17 protein-coding genes are annotated in these 18,308 nt (G+C 72.7%); 7 read left to right on the forward strand and 10 right to left on the reverse strand.

Going from position 1 to position 18,308, the window contains the following annotated elements; translation table 11 throughout:
* The first annotated feature begins 8 nt into the window (after positions 1 to 8).
* The 3 genes from RM788_RS05785 to RM788_RS05795 all read left to right on the forward strand — a co-directional run bounded on the left by RM788_RS05785 (position 9) and on the right by RM788_RS05795 (position 3,325).
* A complete protein-coding gene (locus RM788_RS05785) occupies positions 9 to 881 on the forward strand; it encodes an NAD(P)-dependent oxidoreductase (protein WP_315930457.1) in 873 nt (290 codons plus the stop codon).
* Positions 874 to 1,758 carry an NAD(P)-dependent oxidoreductase gene (locus RM788_RS05790; protein ID WP_315930458.1) on the forward strand — a complete coding sequence of 295 codons (885 nt, stop codon included), beginning with the start codon at positions 874 to 876 and terminating at the stop codon, positions 1,756 to 1,758. The genes RM788_RS05785 and RM788_RS05790 overlap by 8 nt, the downstream gene beginning before the upstream one ends.
* Positions 1,759 to 2,779: 1,021 nt before the next feature.
* Positions 2,780 to 3,325 (forward strand): EF-hand domain-containing protein, encoded by a 546-nt coding sequence (locus RM788_RS05795; RefSeq protein WP_315930459.1) that lies wholly within the window; start codon positions 2,780 to 2,782, stop codon positions 3,323 to 3,325.
* A 151-nt stretch (positions 3,326 to 3,476) separates the two neighbouring features.
* Here RM788_RS05795 and RM788_RS05800 read toward each other — a convergent pair whose 3' ends face one another.
* Positions 3,477 to 4,463 (reverse strand): 3-oxoacyl-ACP synthase III family protein, encoded by a 987-nt coding sequence (locus RM788_RS05800; RefSeq protein WP_315930460.1) that lies wholly within the window; start codon positions 4,461 to 4,463, stop codon positions 3,477 to 3,479.
* Positions 4,460 to 6,262, reverse strand: a complete 1,803-nt coding sequence (locus RM788_RS05805; protein ID WP_315930461.1) for a ThiF family adenylyltransferase — start codon at positions 6,260 to 6,262, stop codon at positions 4,460 to 4,462. The genes RM788_RS05800 and RM788_RS05805 overlap by 4 nt, the downstream gene beginning before the upstream one ends.
* Before the next feature lie 14 nt (positions 6,263 to 6,276).
* Here RM788_RS05805 and RM788_RS05810 point away from each other — a divergent pair, with 14 nt between their 5' ends.
* On the forward strand, positions 6,277 to 6,606 hold the full coding sequence (locus tag RM788_RS05810; RefSeq protein ID WP_315930462.1) for a hypothetical protein: 330 nt from the start codon (positions 6,277 to 6,279) through the stop codon (positions 6,604 to 6,606).
* 296 nt (positions 6,607 to 6,902) lie between these two features.
* Positions 6,903 to 7,670 (forward strand): hypothetical protein, encoded by a 768-nt coding sequence (locus RM788_RS05815; protein ID WP_315930463.1) that lies wholly within the window; start codon positions 6,903 to 6,905, stop codon positions 7,668 to 7,670.
* On the opposite strand, the gene RM788_RS05820 is transcribed toward RM788_RS05815, so the two are convergent.
* Positions 7,625 to 9,055 (reverse strand): MocR-like pyridoxine biosynthesis transcription factor PdxR, encoded by a 1,431-nt coding sequence (locus tag RM788_RS05820; protein ID WP_315930464.1) that lies wholly within the window; start codon positions 9,053 to 9,055, stop codon positions 7,625 to 7,627. The genes RM788_RS05815 and RM788_RS05820 overlap by 46 nt on opposite strands.
* 56 nt (positions 9,056 to 9,111) lie before the next feature.
* Between RM788_RS05820 and RM788_RS05825 the strand changes: the two genes are divergently transcribed.
* Positions 9,112 to 10,329 (forward strand): MFS transporter, encoded by a 1,218-nt coding sequence (locus tag RM788_RS05825; protein ID WP_315930465.1) that lies wholly within the window; start codon positions 9,112 to 9,114, stop codon positions 10,327 to 10,329.
* 43 nt (positions 10,330 to 10,372) lie between these two features.
* Positions 10,373 to 11,221 carry an NAD-dependent epimerase/dehydratase family protein gene (locus RM788_RS05830; RefSeq protein ID WP_315930466.1) on the forward strand — a complete coding sequence of 283 codons (849 nt, stop codon included), beginning with the start codon at positions 10,373 to 10,375 and terminating at the stop codon, positions 11,219 to 11,221.
* 49 nt (positions 11,222 to 11,270) lie between these two features.
* On the opposite strand, the gene pcaB is transcribed toward RM788_RS05830, so the two are convergent.
* From pcaB to paaA, 7 genes are read right to left on the reverse strand one after another with little or no spacing between them, the layout of a single operon-like run.
* Complete coding sequence (gene pcaB, locus RM788_RS05835; protein WP_315930467.1) at positions 11,271 to 12,635, reverse strand: 3-carboxy-cis,cis-muconate cycloisomerase; 1,365 nt, start codon at positions 12,633 to 12,635, stop codon at positions 11,271 to 11,273.
* A gap of 35 nt (positions 12,636 to 12,670) precedes the next feature.
* Complete coding sequence (locus RM788_RS05840) at positions 12,671 to 14,620, reverse strand: FAD/NAD(P)-binding protein (RefSeq protein ID WP_315930468.1); 1,950 nt, start codon at positions 14,618 to 14,620, stop codon at positions 12,671 to 12,673.
* Positions 14,621 to 14,657: 37 nt separating this feature from the next.
* A complete protein-coding gene (locus RM788_RS05845; protein ID WP_315930469.1) occupies positions 14,658 to 15,761 on the reverse strand; it encodes a 2Fe-2S iron-sulfur cluster-binding protein in 1,104 nt (367 codons plus the stop codon).
* The gene (paaD, locus tag RM788_RS05850; protein ID WP_315930470.1) at positions 15,761 to 16,264 is read right to left on the reverse strand and encodes a 1,2-phenylacetyl-CoA epoxidase subunit PaaD; all 504 of its coding nucleotides are present in this window, start codon (positions 16,262 to 16,264) and stop codon (positions 15,761 to 15,763) included. Before paaD ends, RM788_RS05845 begins: the two co-directional genes overlap by 1 nt.
* On the reverse strand, positions 16,261 to 17,001 hold the full coding sequence (gene paaC, locus RM788_RS05855) for a 1,2-phenylacetyl-CoA epoxidase subunit PaaC (RefSeq protein WP_315930471.1): 741 nt from the start codon (positions 16,999 to 17,001) through the stop codon (positions 16,261 to 16,263). The genes paaD and paaC overlap by 4 nt, the downstream gene beginning before the upstream one ends.
* Positions 16,998 to 17,288: a 1,2-phenylacetyl-CoA epoxidase subunit PaaB gene (gene paaB, locus RM788_RS05860; protein WP_315930472.1), complete on the reverse strand. Its 291-nt coding sequence runs from the start codon at positions 17,286 to 17,288 to the stop codon at positions 16,998 to 17,000. Before paaB ends, paaC begins: the two co-directional genes overlap by 4 nt.
* Entirely contained in the window at positions 17,285 to 18,205 is a 921-nt protein-coding gene (gene paaA, locus RM788_RS05865; protein ID WP_315934985.1) for a 1,2-phenylacetyl-CoA epoxidase subunit PaaA, read from the reverse strand. The genes paaB and paaA overlap by 4 nt, the downstream gene beginning before the upstream one ends.
* Positions 18,206 to 18,308 lie beyond the last annotated feature (103 nt).

Raw genomic sequence — 18,308 nt, forward strand, 5'->3', positions numbered from 1 at the left:
CTCGCCCCATGACCGAACTCACCCCGACGACAGTGCTGGGCCTGGGCGCGATGGGCTCGGCGCTCGCCGAAGCCCTGGTCGCCGCAGGCCATCCGACAACCGTCTGGAACCGCTCCGCGACCAGGCCAGAACCGCGTGGCTGCGTGCGCGCTGGCACAGTGCAGGACGCCGTGGCGGCCTCCGGGCTCGTGATCCTCTGCCTGCTGGACCACGGCTCCGTGCGCGACGTGCTCAGCACGGTCGGTCCACTCGACGGCAAGACCATCGTCAACCTGACCAGCTGCGCTCCCGCACAGGCTCGCGACCTCGCCGCGTGGGCGACCGAGCGCGGCGCCGACTACCTCGACGGCGGGATCATGGCCGTGCCCCCGATGATCGCGACCCCGGCGGCCTTCGTCCTCTACAGCGGTTCGCAGACGGCCTTCGACCATGCAAGACCCGCGCTGGACCGCTTCGGCGAGAGCCACTACCTCGGCACCGATCCGGGTTCGGCGGCCCTGTACGACCTGTCGCTGCTCAGCGGCATGTACGGGCTGCTGGCGGGCATCCTGCACGCCTACGCGGTGATCGGCTCGGAGGGTGTGGCGGCGACGTCCTTCGCGCCGCTGCTGGCCCGCTGGCTCACCACCATGGTCGGCTTCACGGCGTCGGCCGCCGAGCAGATCGACCGCGGCGACTACTCGGTCGGCGTCGCCTCCAGCCTGGCCATGCAGTCCGCTGGCTTCACCGAACTACTGGAACTGGCCGAGCACAACGGCATCAGCCCCGAACTGATCGCACCGCTCGGCCCGCTGATGGCCCGCAGGGTCGCCGACGGGCATGGCCACGAAGACATCATCGGCGTGATCGAACTGCTCAAGAAGGGCGCAAACCATGAATGACGCGCAAGGCGTGACCGTCATCGGACTCGGCCCGATGGGACAGGCGATGGTCCGTACCTTCCTCGCCGATGACCATCCCACGACCGTGTGGAACCGAACCCCGGCCCGCGCCGCGCTCCTGGTCGCCGAGGGAGCGGTCCAGGCCGCGACGGTTGCGGAGGCGCTGCACGCCAACGAACTGGTGATCGTCAGCCTCACCGATTACCAGGCGATGTACGACCTGCTCGATCCCGTGGGCGAGGCGCTGGCGGGCAAGGTGGTCGTCAACCTCAGCTCCGACACCCCGCGCCGCAGTCGCGAAGCCGCCACCTGGCTGGCGGAGCGCAAGGCCACCCTGCTGGTCGGCGGGATCATGGTGCCCGCACCACTGGTCGGCACAGACGCCGCGTACGTCTTCTACAGCGGTCCACGACCGACGTTCGACGCGCACGAGCCAACCCTGCGGCTGATCGGCAAACCCGACTACCGCGGCGACAACCACGCTTTGGCGCAACTGTTCTACCAGGCGCAGCTGGACATCTTCCTGACCTCCCTATCCGCCTACCTGCACGCCACCGCCTTGCTGAAATCGGCGGGGGTGCCCGCGACCACCTTCCGCCCCTACGCGGCCGCCTTGTTCGACGGCATGGCCTCGTACCTGGACCAGGCAGCAGCTGTCGCCGTGGACCAGGGCCAGCATCCCGGTGCCCTGGCCACCGTCCTCATGATGGGCGCCACCGCCGATCACGTGGTCGGTGCCAGTGAGGACGCGGGCATCGACACCGCCCTTCCCGCAGCGGTGAAGTCCCATTACGACCAAGCGATCGCCGCGGGCCATGGCACCGACTCCTGGACAAGCCTCTATGAGGTGATCAGCACCCCGCCGACCTCCACCTGACCGGCGCACGAACACCAGCCGGGTCTTCTGGGCCGCACCTGACCTGGTCGCGCCGGGCGATCTCACGGCGGCACATCGCGCTGCGGTGCTGCCCGCTGTCCTGGGCGGGGTCGCCCGACGCCGTGTCCGGGCGATATCGCGGACTGCCGGGTTTACCGCACACCGTCGGGGTCGCATGGACCAACGGAAAGGAATTGGAGGGCTCTGCCCCAAGCTGCGTAGTTAGGTGTCCGTTCCCGGACTGAGGGATGAGCCACGGTTCTGGTGGGGGCGTGGCGGCACTCCTGTTCGCCGCATCCCACCAGTTCATTCGGCGGGAACGCCGGTATCCCACCAGTCCCACCGACGCCCCGTGGAGGCAGTTCGACCGATTGCTACCCGATCCGACGTGCTTGGCGGGCTGGGGTGAGTGCCAGGAGAAGCACTGTCATCAGCTGATCGTGGACCCGACCCCCTACGTCCTCGGCAAGGCTCCATATCGCCGTGGATACCATGGGAGCGCTGTTAGTGGTGTTGGGATTGCGGCGTCCACACAGGATTGGATTGTCGTCCGCTGTCTGCTGCGACGCTTGCGTGCCACCGCAGGCGATCGCGTCGAACCGGTGCCAGCCGACGACAGTCACACCGGCACCTGCCCGACCGGCGCGTAGTGCCTCGATCTGGTGGTGGAGATCGCCAAGTGATCCGACCTGCCCCATGTCACGGTGTTGCCGCGTCGTGGGTGGGGCGGACGATGGCGTGGATCGCCGGTCATGGGCGCTGCGTTCGTGACCACGAACGACTACATCACCACCACGAGGCGATGGTGCGGTGGTCGATGATCCGCATCACCGACCGCGGACTCACCTAACCTCAGTAGCTCGCATCAGACACTCGAGGGATGAGCTTTTCTCTTTTGAGTGAATCACGGCTGGGGCGTCAGCGCTTTTGCTGCGGAGGGTGAATACGACCATTCTCCGTTGGGTGGCTCGTCCTCTGTCTACTGTGGCGCGCACCGAACTCCTCCCGAGAAAGGGTTTCCATGTCCCAGAGCCTCCTCGAGCGCAAGTGGTCGAAGTTCTTCTTCCAGTTCGACGCCGACGACAGCGGCTTCATCGAGCACGACGACTTCGTCTTGCGGGGTGCTCAGGTGGCTGCCGCTTGTGGACATGCCACCGAGACGCCTGCCGCGCAGGCGGTCACTTCCGGGTTCCAGCGTGTCTGGGAGTCCCTTGTCGGCAACCTGGACGCCGATGGTGACGGTCGCGTCTCCCGTGACGAATTCACCGGCGGTATGAGGGCCTTCGCCGCCGAGGACCGTTACCAGGAGCTGTTCCAGCCGGCGATCGACGCGCTCCTGGCAATGGGTGACGCCGATGGTGACGGGCAGCTCAGTCGAGCTGAGTGGCTGCGTCTCCAGGCCGGCTACGGCACAGCCGAGAGCGACGCCGAGTACGTGTTCACCCTGCTCGACACCGATGGCAGTGGTTACCTCACCCGTGACGAGATCTCGTCGGCCACCCGGCAGTACTTCACCAGCACGGACCCCGAGGCGCCGGGCAACAACCTGTACGGCCCTCTCGCCTGAGCCGGTGTCGAGGGTGTGAGCGGCTCAAGCAGCGGAAGCAGCGTCCAACGCGACTTCGGCTATGGGTGGGTCAGCCTCGTCGGGGTGCGGCGTCCGGTCGTGCTGGCGACCGGACGCCGCACCCCGTGCCCTCGGGAAGCGGCGGGTCAGCTCAGTGGCGGAAGCAGAGCGTTCCCCACTGGAAGCCCGCGCCGATGGCGGACATCACGAACACCTCGCCCGGCAGCACCCGGCCTCGGCTGAACGAGTGGTGCAGCGCGGTGAACACCCCGGCCGAGCCGGTGTTGCCGAGTCGGTCGAGCGTCACCGGCGCGCGCTCCTCGGGCACGCCGAGCTTCTCCAGCGCCGCCCGGATGATGTTCAGGTTGGCCTGGTGCAGGAAGAAGTGGTCGACGTTCTCCATCCCGACGCCCGCGGCCGCCACCGCCGTCGTGATGCTGTCCGGCAGCCACCGCGTCGCGGAGTCCCACACGGCCTGGCCGTTCATCGCGACGTAGTGCTCACGCGCCTGGACCGTGGCCGCGCTGGTGGGCAGCCGTGAGCCGCCTGCCTTGATCTGCACCTCGTAGGACAGTTCGGAACCGAAGTCCCACGCCAGCAGGCCGGTGCCCGCCGTGGTGGAGCGCCGCACCACCGCCGCGCCCGCGGCGTCGCCGAAGAAGATCCGCGTGATGCGCTCCTGCGGGTCGGTCACCCGCGACGCGCAGTCCGCCGCGACGACGAGCACCGTGCGCGCCGCGGCCGACTGGAGCAGGTGCGCGGCGAGCATCAGCGCTTGCACCCCGTTGAGGCACGCGGCGTGCGTGACGTCGAGCGTCAACGCGCGGTGCGCGCCGAGCGCGTCCTTCACGATCACCGCGGTGGACGGCATTGGCTGGTCCCAGGTGTAGGTGGCGACGATGACCACGTCGAGATCGGCCGCCGTGACGTCGGCGGCTTCCATCGCCGATCGCGCCGCCTCGACGCACATGTCGGACACCGCGAGTTCCGGTGCGAGCCACCGGCGTTCGCGGATGCCGGTCCGCTTGGTGATCCACTCGTCGTTCGTGTCGATCATCCGCTCGAGGTCGGCGTTCGTGACGACCCGCTCCGGCAGGTGCACCCCGGTACCGGCGATGACGACGGGGAGCGCGCTCACACCAGGCTCCCGATCGAGACCGTGTTGGTCGCCGGGGTGATCAGTTCGGCGAAGTCCACGTAGAACCGGCCGGACATGCACTGCGCGCCGAGCAGGATGCGGCGGGCTACCTCGGCGGTGAGCGCGCCGCCGAGCGCGACCCCGGAGGCGAGCTGCGGCCAGCTGCTGAGCGTCTTGCCGAGTTCGTCGAAGGAGGCCCTCAGCTCGGGGCTGATCTTCTCCGCGTCGACCATCGCCAGCATGATGTCCACCTTCTCCTGGTGGGACAACGTCTTCAGGTCGGCCGAGGAGATGTCGCCGATCAGCCCGTGCAGCAGCGGGCGGTCGGGTTCGAGGTCGAAGCGCTCGACGTCGAGCATGCCGCGGTCGTTGCAGTCCATGACCACGGGGACTCCGAGGTCGCGCGCCCGTTCCCGCGCGGCGATCTTCGCGTACGGGGTGTCGCACTCCTCCACGAGCAGGTCGAGTCCGTCGACGAACGCGTCGAGGTTGTGCTCGGTCAAGCCATCGGTGAAGATCTCGATGTCGAGGTAGGGGTCGATCTCGAACATCTGCCGCGCGGAGATCACCGCCTTGTTGACACCGAGGTGGTGCACGCCCGCACGCAGCCGGTTGAGGTTGGACAGGCCGAAGGCGTCGAAGTCGGCTAGCTTGTACGCGCCGCCGATGCCCTCCAGCGCGAACGTGACCGCCGCGCTGTTGCCGACCGAGAGCCCGACGATCCCGACCCGCTTGCCGAACAGTTCGCGCTGCTGCGGCCGTTCGACCTTGCCGCGGTTGCGGTCAGTCCGCACGAGCCGGAACTCCTCGCGCGGCAGCACGTGCACGAGCCGCGCCGACCACGGGTACCACGCCCACGTGCCGTACTCCCAGGCGTCGACCCCTCCCAGCTGCTCGTCCTTCTTGCGCCGCAACGCTTCCGCGTCCGGGCGGTCCCACGGCTCGCGGCTGCGGACCAACTCCTCCAGTTGGTCGTCGAGCGTGTCGTGGACCTCTCGCACCACGCCGGAGGCGAGCAGGTCGGTGAGCGCCTCGCGGTCGGCCGGGACCGTCGGCGTGAACAGCACCGGCCGCCAGGAGTCCTGGTCCGCGCGAGCGGTCAGCCCGTCGGGGCGGCGGTGTCCTCCCGCGCCTGCCCAGGCCGGGGCGGCGGAGGCGTACGACGGGAACTCGGCCCGCGCCTGCTCGACCAGGGCGTGGTGCTCGCCCGCGCCGTCGGCGACCCGGTGGAGCATGACGACGACGTCCTCGGTGTACTGCTCGACGTACCGGCGGGTGCCGGTGAGCGCGGTGAAGCCGAACCGCTCGTGGAAGGCGTCCTGGCCGTCCTTCGTGCCGGAGGTGCCGATCATCGCCTTCGCGCCGAGCGCGTGCGCGGCGCCGATCGCGACGGCGTTGAGGTGGATGCCGAGGCCCAGCTTCCGCGCGCGGTGCTCCACGACGAGCCTGCTGTGCTCGAACGTCTCCTCGGCCGTCACGCCCGCGTTCCGCAACGTCTCCTCGTAGTGCTCGGCGCCGAGGAACGCCCGCGATTGGTACAGGTGCCCAGCTCTGGGTGTCGAGAGCCGAACGTAGCCCAGCGGTGTTCCGCCGGGCTCGCGGCGGGCGATGAAGTGCCACGCGAAGAAGTCGAGTTCCTGGTCGTCCACATGCGACCCGTCCGCCGCGCGGAACGCCGGACGCCTGCCGTGGTCGAAGAGCACCCTGGCCCTCAGTTCGCGGACGTCGTTGACCAGAGCGGGATCGGCGTCGTCCTCGGCGCTGACGAGGAACGCGCTGATGTGCCATTGAGTGAGCACGGTTGAGCCACCTTGTGCTGGAGCAGGATTGTGTTGCCACGGGGGATGCGCGAAGAGTAACGACGAGTGATCAAATTTCCGGAACCTGCCACGCCAAGATCACCCGGTCGGGTATGGCAGGCGAAACTCGGTTTGAATTCACGAATTCCGCGCGCGTCGGAGGTCTTGTCGTCGACCCGGTGCACCACCGTCTTGATGCCCTCATCCACCGACAACAACCGGGCAACGCCACCCTCGACGCCCCGATGGCCGCACTTGGCGGATACGGGCGCCATGTGCGTTCATGCGCCGGACGGCGCGACGGCGGACTCGTCACCGATGTTCGTTGCGTCATCGGTGGATGAAACCTGGCTCGGCGTCAAGAATCCCTTGCACAGCATCACGTGCAGCACATCCCAGGAAGCGCGCCGGCTTCCAGGGGAGGAACGGCGCATCGAGAACACCATCGCCGCGGCCGGCACCAGTGGCCGAAGCGAGCTTGGCCTGATCCCATCATGTGAGCCAAGCCACACTCGGGGATCGGCGCAGCTCGGAGGCCCTGGCGCGGACCGGGTTAAGCGGCGACCAAGATCGGGGCAAGGCGGGGTTCAGGGCGGTTCCGACACTGGGCGGTGTTCGTCCTACTCACGAAGGACCGGTCATGACGGAGCTCGACACCGCTTTCCTGTCCCCCGCACCGTCGCACGAGCTGAACGAGATGCGGTTCCACGCCGAGCGGATCGTCGAACTGGTGGACCGCCTGCGCGACGACAGACCTGTGGAATCGACGCGCGGTGTGCTGGCGCGCCTGGTCCGGCAGGCCCGGCACCGTCCGCCGGTGGTGTGGGCCAGTCTGGCCGTGTTCCCGCTGCCCGCCGGGCAGCAGGAGTTCCGGCAGGTGCAGTCCGCGCTCGTGGAGGGGAATCCCCGTGCCAGGGTGCTGTTCCCCCGCGAGCTGGCGGTCGAGGAAGCGTTCGACGGGTCGACGGCGCTCGCCGGGGCGGAGGTGCGGGTGCACGGTTCGCCGCTGGCGACGATGGTGGTCGTGGACGGCCGGATCGCCCTGCTGGCCGGGGACGAGGGGCTGGTCGTGCTCCGGGGCCAGTGGGCCGTGCGGGCGTTGCGGACGCTGCTGGAGTCGGTGTGGGACGACGCGGTGGACATCCGCTCGGTGCGCCGGGTGGAGCTGGCGTGGCCGGAGGACGGCGTCCACCGGCGCGTGCTCCGGCTGCTGAGCGCGGGCCACACCGACGAGGTGGGCGCGCAGCGGCTGGAGATGTCGGTGCGGACCTACCGGCGGCACGTCGCCGAGCTGATGAGCGGGCTCGACGCCCGGTCCCGGTTCCACGCGGGGCTGCTGGCTGCTCGGCTCGGCCTGGCGCGCTACCCGGCCAGCACGTCGAGCAGCGCGCCGATCGCGGCGGAGTAGGCGTGACCCGGTGGTGTCGCGTAGCCGATGACCAGGCCGGGCGGCAGGGAGGTCGTCGACCGGGTGTACGCGCCGAGCGCCTGCACCCGCACCGAGGCCGACCGCAGCCGGGCCACCAGGTCGACCTGGTCCTCCCCCGGCAGGTCGAGGATGGCGTGCAGACCGGCCGCGATCCCCGTGACGCGGGCGCCGGGCAGCCGGTCGGCCACCGCCCGCACGAGGGTGTCGCGGCGGCGGCGGTAGGCCAGCCGCGAGGCCCGCAGGTGCCGGTCGTAGTCGCCCGACCGGATCAGCTCGGCCAACGCGAGCTGGTCCAGTGACCCGGTCTGCCGGTCCGCCAGCAGCTTGGCGGCCGCCAGGTCGTCCACAAGGGACGGTGGACAGGCGATCCAGCCCAGCCGCACGGCCGGGCCGAGGGACTTGCTGGTCGAGCCGACGTAGGCGACCCGGTCGGGTGCGTGGGGTTGCAGCGCGCCGAGGGGGTGGCGGTCGTAGCGGAACTCGCCGTCGTAGTCGTCCTCCACGATCCACGTCCGCCGGGCGCGGGCCAGCGCCAGCAGGTGGTTGCGGCGTTCCGGCGACATGCTCACGCCCAGCGGGAACTGGTGCGCGGGCGTGCACACCACGACGTCCGCGTCGGCCAGGCCTGCGGGGGTCATGCCCTCGTCGTCGACGGGGACGTCCAGCACCCGCAGCCGTCCGCCTACGATGGCGGCGTGGTCCGGCATGGCCGGGTCCTCCACCGCGGCCGTGCCCGCCCCGCGCGCGGCGAACACCCCCGTCAGCAGGTGCAGCGCCTGGGTGTACCCGGAGCACACGACGAGGTGCTCGGGCCGCACGCGCACTCCCCGGACGCGCGCCAGGTAGCCCGCCAGCGCGGCGCGCAACTCCGGGCGGCCCCGCGGGTCGGTGTAGTCGAACACCTCGGCGGGCGAGTCGCGGACCACCCGGCCGACGGCCCGGATCCACGCGGCGCGGGGGAAGGCCGCGACGTCCGGGCGCCCCGGCCGCAGGTCGTGCCAGGCGCCCCGCGCCTGCGCGGGCGGGAGGTCCGGGCCCGCGTCGGGCGCGATCGCGTTCTCGGTCACCCTGGTGCCGCCACCGGCCGCGGCGACCAGCCAGCCCTCGGCCACGAGCTGCGAGTACGCCTGGGTCACGGTGCCCCTGGCGACGCCGAGCTGACCGGACAGGTCGCGCGTGGACGGCAGCCGGGTGCCCGCGACCAGCCTGCCGGACCGGACCGCGCTCCTGAGCGCGTCCTCCACCGACTTCCGCAGCCCGCCGCGTCCCCGGATGTCGATCAGCAGGTCGAGTCCCGCCGCCGGGACCGCGCCGCGGTGCCCGCCGTCCGGGTCCGGGCTCGCCTCTTGGGATGAATGGCCCACTCCACACCGCCTTCGATGGACCAAGTCATTGGACCAAACAACAGTAGCGTGATCACATGGCCTCCCCCTCCGGAACGGCGCGCCCGGCACCCGCGCCCGGCGTGGGCATCCCCCGACCGCTCATGTTCGTCATGGCGTTCGCGGTGGGCGCCGTCGTCGCGAACCTGTACTACATCCAGCCGCTGCTCCCCGACCTCGCGCGGGACTTCGGCGTCGCGCCCGGCGTGGTCGGCAGCGGCGTGGTGGTGACGCAGGTGGGCTACGCGGCAGGACTCGTGCTCGTGGTGCCGCTGGGCGACCTGGTCGCGGGCCGCACGCTCGTCGTGGCGCTGCTCGCGGCCTGCGCGGCGGCACTGGCCGCGACCGCGCTGGCCACCGGGCCCCTGGTGCTGCTGGTGTGCCTGGCGGTGGTGGGTCTGACCAGCACGGCGGTCAACGTGCTCATCCAGCTCGCCGCCTCGCTGGCCCGACCGGACGAGCGCGGCAAGGTCGTCGGCACGCTCATGACCGGGCTGTTCCTCGGCGTCCTGCTGGCCCGCACCGCGTCCGGCGCGCTGGGCGACGCGGCCGGGTGGCACGCGGTGTACGCGGCCGCGGCCGTGCTGGTCGCGCTGCTGGCGGTGCTGATGCGGTTGACGCTGCCGGACCTGCCCGCCCGGCGCGGCACGACGTACCCGAAGCTGCTCGCCTCGGTCGTCACGATCATCCGCGCGGAGCGGTTCCTCCGCCGCCGCATGGCCTTCGGCGTGCTGGGTTTCGCGTCGTTCCAGCTCCTGTGGACCGCCCTGCCGTTCCTGCTCTCCGGCGCCCCCTACGACTACTCCGCGACCACCATCGGGTTGTTCGGCCTGGTCGGCGCGGCGGGCGTGCTGTGCGCGCAGCTGGCGGGCAGGCTGCTCGACCGCGGCCTGGCGCACCAGGTCACCGGCGTGCTGGTGCTGTTCCTGGGGATCGCCTGGGCGGCGAACGCGGCGGGCGGCACCACGCTGCTGTGGCTGCTGGTGGGGATCGTGCTGCTGGACATCGGCGTCCAAGGGGTGCACGTGCTCAACCAGACCCGGATCTACGTGTACCCCAACGAGATCCGGGCGCGGGTCACCACCGCGTACATGACGTCCTACTTCCTGGGTGGAGCCCTCGGTGGCGGCCTGGCGGTGATCCTCGTGCAGCAGGTCGGCTGGCTCGGGGTGTGCGCCGCGGGCGTCGTCCTCGCCGCGCTGGCCGCCCTGCTGTGGGCGACCGACCGGCACATCACCCCGACCGCGCAAACCTGACCCCCGACCGCACGGGTCGGAGAACGAAAGCGAGCTGCCAACCATGCGGATCTTCCTCGCCGGCGCCACCGGCGCGATCGGCAAGCGCCTCGTCCCCGTCCTGGTGGAGGCGGGACACCAGGTCATCGGGACCACCCGGACCGACGCCGGTGTCCTGGCGCTGCGCGACCTGGGGGCGGTCGGCGTGCGGGTCGACGCCTTCGACCGGGACGGGATCGCCGTCGCGGTCGCCGCCGCCGCACCGGACGTCGTCGTGCACCAGCTCACCGCGCTCTCGGGCGATTCGGCGGTGGACAACGCCCGCCTCCGCGTCGAGGGCACCCGCAACCTCGTCGACGCCGCGAAGGCGGCGGGCGTGCGGCGCGTCGTGGCCCAGTCCATCTCCTGGGCCTACGAGCCGGGTGACAAGCCCGCCGACGAGCGGACTCCGCTGGACCTGTCGGCCGAGGGGCCCCGAGCGGTGTCCGTGGGCGGCGTGCACGCCCTGGAGACGGCGGTGGCCGAGGTCGACGAGCACGTGGTGCTGCGGTTCGGCACGTTCTACGGACCGGGCACCTGGTACAGCCGGGACGACCTCTTCGGCCGGAAGTTCCGGGAAGGCGGGTTCACCGCCACCGCGGGCGTCTCGTCCTTCATCCACGTGGACGACGCCGCGGCGGCGACCGCGGCCGCCCTGACGTGGGCGACCGGTCCGGTCAACGTCGTGGACGACGAACCCGCCACCGGGTACGAGTGGACACCGGTGTTCGCCCGTGCCGTGGGCGCGCCGGAGCCCGCGACCGGGGACGGCGCGGCGGGGTGGGAGCGCGGGGCGGACAACACCCTCGCCCGCCTGCGCGGCTGGAACCCCCGCTACCCCTCGTGGCGCGCGGGCTTCCCCACCCTCGGCTGACCGGTTGGGGCCCGGCGGTGGACTCACCGCCGGGCTCCGACCGGCCCCGTCACGCCGGGGACAGGCGTTCGTGGCGCTCCAGGACGCGGTCGACCAACTCGCCCGCCGCACCCAGGTAGCCCGCCGGGTCGCACAGCGCGCGCCAGCGGTCCCGGTCGCCGTCGTGCCCGCGTTCGCGCAGCATCCCGGCCAGCACGTCCGGCAGGTCGCCCGTCGCCGAGGTCGCCGCCGTCAGCAGGGCCTTCGCCTCGGCCTTGCCGACGATCGGGACCAGCGCCACGGCCAGCCGCTCGGACACGATCGCCCCACCGGTCAGGGCCGCGTTCGCGCGCATCCGCTCGGGGAACACCACGAGCCCGGCGGCCAGGTCTGCGGCGTTGCGCGCGGCGCCGCCGACCGACCGCAGCGCCTCCCGCAGGGGCTGCCACTCGGCGTGCCAGCCGCCCGCCGACCGCTCGTCCTCCACGACCGCGCACTGGTGCAGCACGGACACCAGCGCGGGCACCTGCCGCGCGACGGCGGTGATCGCCGTGGCGCGCACGGGGTTGCGCTTCTGCGGCATGGCCGACGACGCGCCGCGTCCCGGCGCCGCGCCCTCGGCCACCTCGCCGATCTCGGTGCGCGTCAGCACGGCCACGTCCACCGCGATCCGGCCGAGCGCGCCGGAGGTGAACGCCAGCACGGCGGCGACGTCGACGACGGGTGTCCTGGTGCTGTGCCAGGGCACGTCCGCCGCGGCCAGGCCGAGTTCCGCGGCCAGCGGCCCGACGAGCCCGAGCCCTCCGCCCGCGCCGAACTCCCGGTAGGCGGCCAGCGTGCCCGCCGCACCGCCCAACGACACCGGCAGCCCGCCGTCGAGCACCCGCTCCACCCGGTCGACCGCGTCGAGCACCCCCGAGAGCCACCCGGAGACCTTGAGGCCGAAGGTGATCGGCACGGCGTGCTGGGTCAGCGTGCGGCCCGCCATCACGGTGTCGCGGTGGGCGCGGGCGTGCCCGGCCAGCGCCGCGGCGGTGCGGCGCAGGTCGTCGCGGACCCGCCGGAGCACCGCGCGGCAGACCAGCATCGTGGCGGTGTCGAGCACGTCCTGGCTCGTGCTGCCCAGGTGCACGTGGTCGGCCGCCTCCGGGTCGACCGCCCGGACCAGCGCGGTCAGCTGCGCGACGAACCCGACCACCGGGTTGCCGGTCTCGCGGACATCGGCGACCAGCCGCCGCCAGTCGAACCGGTCCGGGTCGGCCGCCGCGGCGATGACGTCCGCGGCGTGCGGCGGCGCGATCCCCGCCCCGGCCTGAACGCGGGCCAGCGCGACCTCGAACGCGATCATGGCGCTGAGCCAGGCCCGGTCGTCGAGCAGGTCGTCCAGGGCCGTTCCCGCCCATCCCGGCGACAGCAGGCCGGTGTCGGCGCGCATCTCCCCCACCTCGTTCCCTCGTCGAAACCGTCCGGTCACACCGGGAGCCGGGTGCCGCTGCGGTGGGCCAATGCCAGGGTCTCGCGGGCCACGGCGTCCGCGTCCCCGAGGATCACCGAGTTCACCCCCGGCCGCACGCCGGCGGCCGTCGCCCAGTGCACGGCCTCGGTCGGCACGCCGAACGCGAACCGCCGGGGGTGCGGGCACCGGTCGTCGGACAGCACCCGGTAGGGACGCGCGGTCACCGCCAGCCCGCCGGTCTCGTAGTGGCCGCCGCCCCGGTTCGCGATCCGGTAGGGCGTCCCCTCGCCGGTCGCCAGCAGCCGCCGCACCAGCGGGTTCGTAGTTCGCCGCACGTCCGCGTCCGGCAGGCGGGCCTCCACCAGCACCCGCGCCCGGTGCGCCGAGTCCGGCACCAGGGGGCTGGACGCCAGGAAGCCGCGCCCGTCGTCCGGGGTCCGCACGACCATGCCGGGACCGACCTGGGTGAGCACCCCCGCCTCCAGCAGCGCCACCATCTCCTCGATGCGGTGCGCGGGCGGTCCGATGGACAGGTAGGCGTTGAGCGGCGTGTACCAGGACTGGAGGTGCTCGCGGTAGGAGTCACCGCTCAGGCCCCCGTGGTCCACGGCCAGCCGGATCTCGTTGCGCAGGTCCCGCAGGACGTCCAGAGCCGCCTTCAGCGGTCCGCGCACGTTGCCCAGCCGCGCCTCGCGCACGTCGGCGTCCAGGTAGGCCACCAGCCACCGCCGGAAGTCCTCGGCCCCGGTGAACCGGACGTCGCGGTACGGCCTGGCGACCAGGTCCCAGTCCCACCGCTCGACCAGGCCGTGCGCGGCGCACAGCGCCTCCTCGGCCGCCGGGTCCCCCGCGACACGGGTGAAGTCCGCGGTGAACCGCTCGCCCGCCGCCTGCCCGGACCGGCCCGCGACCAGCGCCGCGTAGTAGACCGCCCGCACCTCGCGGTCGATCCACGGCCACAGGTCCGCACGGAAGTCCGGCAGGTCGCCGCGGGCCGCGCGGCCGCGCAGCGCGGCCAGCCGCCCGTCGGTGAGGAACAGCGGCAGGTGCCGCCCGAAGGGGCCCTTCTGGTTCTCGCCCCTGGCGTGGTGGGGCACGCCCCGGCGCGACCCGGCGACCAGCCGGGGCTCCGCGCCCGACGCGAGATAGGCCAACCGCCCGTCGGGACCGCGCTCGAAGACGCCGCCGCGCCCGGCGGTCAGCAGCGCCAGGTGGTCGAAGAAGTTCAGCCCCAGCCCGCGCAGCAGCACCACCTCGCCGGGCCCCACCCCGTCCAGGTCCACTTCGGACGGACTGGCGGGCGGCACGTAGGTCAGGCCGCGGTCGCGGGCGAAGGAGTCCAGCGCCCGTTCCCGTTCGCCGAGCAGGTGGTCGAGGTGCCCCAGCGTGAGCACCACGGCGTCCAGGCCGGTGATCCGGCGGCCGCTCGCGAGCACCACAGTCTGCGGCCCGTCCGGCTCGTCCTGGAGCAGGTCGACGGCGCGGTCCTCGTGGTCGACGATCGTGACGGTCGGGTGCGCGGTGCGGACCAGGTGCTGCCGCACCCACACCAGGTACTGCCCGTAGAACGCGCGGGTCGGGTAGGTGTCCGGGCCCAGCCGGGCGGCTTCCCCGCGAACCCAGCCGGGCAGGTCGGGGAACGGGTCCATCAGCGCGACGAACCGCGCCCACTCGTACAGGCTCGGGCCGGGGACGACCGGCCCCGCGCACTCCACGGTGTCGTCGACGAACAGCGTGACCTGCGAGGCCACCGTGTTCATCAGCAGGTACCGCGGCTGGTCGGTCCGCCACACCTGGCCGCCGACCGGCAGGTGCGGGTCGACCAGGTGCACCCGGACCGGCCCGCCGTCGGGATCGGCGTTGGCGCACAACCTCTCCAGCACCGACAGGCCGCGGGGTCCGACCCCCACGACGCAGATCTCGCGGACGTCGGCGGCGGTCCGCTCGGACGGGTGGCTGCTCATCACAAGGGCGTCCTGGCTCGATGGGGCGGGCACGGGATCAGGCGACGTCGAAGTCGACGGCCACGCGGTCGCTCCCCGGCGTGGCGCGGCAGGCGAGCACGTAGCCCTCGTTCCGCTCGCGGTCGCTCAGCGTCCACGTCGCGGGCATGCGGACCGCGCCGGTCACCACGCGGACCCGGCACGTGCCGCACACCCCGGTCCGGCAGGAGTAGGGCAGTTCCGGGCGGGCGGGCAGGGCGGCGTCGAGCAGCGACGTGCCGGAAGCGCACCGGACCTCGGTGGTGCGGCCCTCCAGACGGATGGACAGCACGTGCGCGGCGCCGTCGCGGGCGGGTGGCGGCGGGGCGGTGGCGACCGTCGGCCCGGCGTGGAACAGCTCGCTGCGCACCGCTTCCGGCGGCACGCCGCGAGCGGCCAGCACCCGCCGCGCCTGCTCCACCACCTCGTAGGGGCCGCAGACGAACCACTGGTCGACAGCGGCCGGGACCAGGACGCCGTCGAGCAGCCCGACCAGGGTCGGCTCGTCGAGGCGGGTCGCGGCCAGGCCCACGTCCACCAGTTCCCGCGAGAACAGCCGGGTGAGCGCGAACCGGTCCGGGTAGCGGTCCTTCAGGTCCGCCAGCTCGTCGGCGAACATCGTCGAGGCCGCCGTGCGGTTGCCCAGCACCACGGTGAACGTGCTCCCCGGTCGCGCGGCGAGCGCGGCGGCGGCCAGCGACAGGACCGGCGTGATGCCCGACCCGGCGGCGATCGCGGCGTACCGCCCGCGCCGCGCGGTGCCCGGCAGGACGAAGCCGCCCAGCGGCGGCAGCACCTCCGCGGTCGAGCCGGGCGCCAACGCGCGCTCCGCGTGCCCGGAGAACACGCCGCCGGGCAGCAGCCGGACGCCGATCCGCAGCACGCCCCGGTCGCGCAGGTCCGTCGGGGTCGAGCACACCGAGTACGACCGGCGGACCTCCGCGCCGTCCACCACCGCGCGCAGGGTGACGTGCTGGCCCGCGGTGAACGCGAACACCCCCCGCAGTCCGGGCGGCACGTCGAAGGTGATCGCCAGCGATCCGCCGTCGGCCGACGCGGCGGCGCGGTCGACCACGGCCAGCTCGTGGAACGCGGTGCGGGCGTCCGGGGCGGCGAGCGCCATCAGAACTCCTTGAAGTGGTCGAAGGTCTCCTGGCAGCGCGTGCACCGCCGGAGCGCTTTGCACGCCGTGGAGCCGAAACGCCCGATCTCCGCGGTGTCGGCGGCGTCGCAGGAGGGGCAGCGGGGCGCGGGCGGGCGCAGGACGAGCGGAACCGCCCGACCCGGCAGGGCGGCGACGCGGGCGGGCGGCGCGATGCCCGCGGCGCGCAGCTTCTCCCGCGCCCCGTCGTCGAGCCAGTCCGTGGTCCACGGCGGCGACCACGACGTGACGACCTCCACGGTGGCGAACCCCGCGGCGCGCACGGCGTCGACCACGTCGCCCCGGATCGCGTCCATCGCGGGGCAGCCGAGGTAGGTGGGCGTGATGGTCACGACGACCCGGTCCCCGTCCACCTCGACGGCGCGCAGGATGCCCAGCTCCGCCAGCGAGAGCACGCGGATCTCGGGATCGCGCACCGAGGCGGCCGCGGCGTGGGCCCGTGCCGCGGCGGTGTCGGCGCTCACCACCGGGCACCGGGGTGGGCGCGGTGCAGGACCTGCATCTCGCCGACGAGGTAGCCGAAGTCCTCGGTGTGCGCGCCCGCCCGGCCGCCCGCGGGCGCCCACCCGTCGGCGGGCCGGCGCAGGGTCGCCTCGGCCAGCACCTCGTCGACCAGGTCCGACCACGTGGGCCGGAGGTCCTCGGGCGGCACGGCGAGGCCTGCCGCCGCGGTCACGTCGTCGCCCGCGAACAGCTCGTGGGTGTACGGCCACACCTCGTCCACCGCCGTCTGCATCCGCCGGTGCGACTCCTCCGTCCCGTCGCCGAGGCGCACGGTCCACAGCGCGGCGTGCTCCACGTGGTAGGCGGTCTCCTTGACGGCCTTGGCGGCGATACCGGCCAGCACCGGATCGTCCGAAGTGGACAGCTCCTGGTAGAGCAGGTTCTGGTAGGCGCCGAAGAACAGCAACTTCGCCACGGAGAAGGCGAAGTCGCCGTTGGCCAGCTCCACGAGCAGCACGTTGCCGAACTCCGCCTCGGTCCGCAAGAAGGCCAACGCGTCCTCGTCGCGACCGAGCCCTTCGAGGTCGCCCGCGGCGGTGAGCAGCGCACGGGCCTGGCCGAGCTGGTCGAGCGCGATGTTGGCCAGCGCCACGTCCTCCTCCAGCGCGGGCGCCCGCGAGCACCACTGGACGAGCCGCTGGGCCGCGATCAGGGCGTCGTCGCCCAGCCTCAGCACGTACCGGCAGTCGGCGTTCACAGGTGCTCGGCTCCCTTCGGCAGCGTGAAGAACGACGGGTGGCGGTAGGCCTTGTCGGCGGCCGGGTCGAAGAACGCGTCGCGCTCGTCGGGGCTGGACGCCACGATCTCCGAGGCGGGGACCACCCAGATGGACACGCCTTCGCCGCGCCGCGTGTGGAGGTCGCGGGCGTGGTGCAGCGCCATGCGCGAGTCCGCGGCGTGCAGGCTGCCCACGTGCAGGTGCCCCAGTCCGCGCTTGGCCCGCACGAACACCTCCCACAGGGGCCATTCCGACGCCTCGCTCACCGGAGCACCCGCCCGCGCTTGGCCGCGTGCGCCACGGCGGCCTCGCGGACCCAGGCGCCGCCTTCGTGCGCGCGTCTGCGGTTGCCGACGCGTTGGCGGTTGCACGGGCCGTCACCCGCGACCACGCGCCGCAGCTCGTCGAAGTCCGGTGGGGTGAAGTCGTGGTGGCCGCGCTCGGCGTTCCACGTCAGCGCGCGGTCGGGCAGCTCCAGGTCCAGCACCTCGGCCTGCCGCACGCAGATGTCGACGAACCGCTGGCGCAGCTCGTCGTTGGTGTGGCGCTTGATCCGCCAGCGCATCGACTGCTCGGAGTGGGTGGACCGCGCGTGCGGCGGTCCGAACATGGCCAGCGCGGGCCCCCACCACCGGTCCACCGCGTCCTGCGCCATCCGCTTCTGCGCCGCCGTGCCGCGGCTGAGCACGTGCAGCGCCTCGAAACCCTGGCGGTGGTGGAAGGACTCCTCCTTGCACACCCGCACCATGGCCCGCGCGTACGGCCCGTAGGACGAGCGGCACAGCGGCACCTGGTTCACGATCGCCGCGCCGTCGGTCAGCCAGGCGAGCGCGCCCGCGTCGGCCCAGGTCGCTGTGGGGTAGTTGATGAACGACAGGTACTTCTGCTTCCCCTCGTGCAGCGCCCGGAACAGGGACTCGCGGTCCACGCCCAGCGTTTCCACCGCCGAGTACAGGTAGAGCCCGTGGCCCGCCTCGTCCTGGACCTTGGCCAGCAGGATCGCCTTGCGCTTGAGGCTCGGCGCCCTGGTCAGCCAGTTGCCCTCCGGCTGCATCCCGACGACCTCGGAGTGGGCGTGCTGGGACATCTGCCGGACCAGCGACCGGCGGTAGGCGTCGGGCATCCAGTCCCGCGGCTCGATCTTCTCCTCGGCGGCGATCACCGCCTCGAAGCGCGCCAGCATCTCGGCCTCGGTGCGGTCCCCCGGCTCCAGGGGCGCACGCCCCCGATCGGGCACCTCGCGCGCGGCGGCCTCGACCTCGGCGAGCAACTCGGCCGTGCCGGGT

Source organism: Umezawaea sp. Da 62-37 (assembly GCF_032460545.1).
GTDB lineage: Bacteria > Actinomycetota > Actinomycetes > Mycobacteriales > Pseudonocardiaceae > Umezawaea.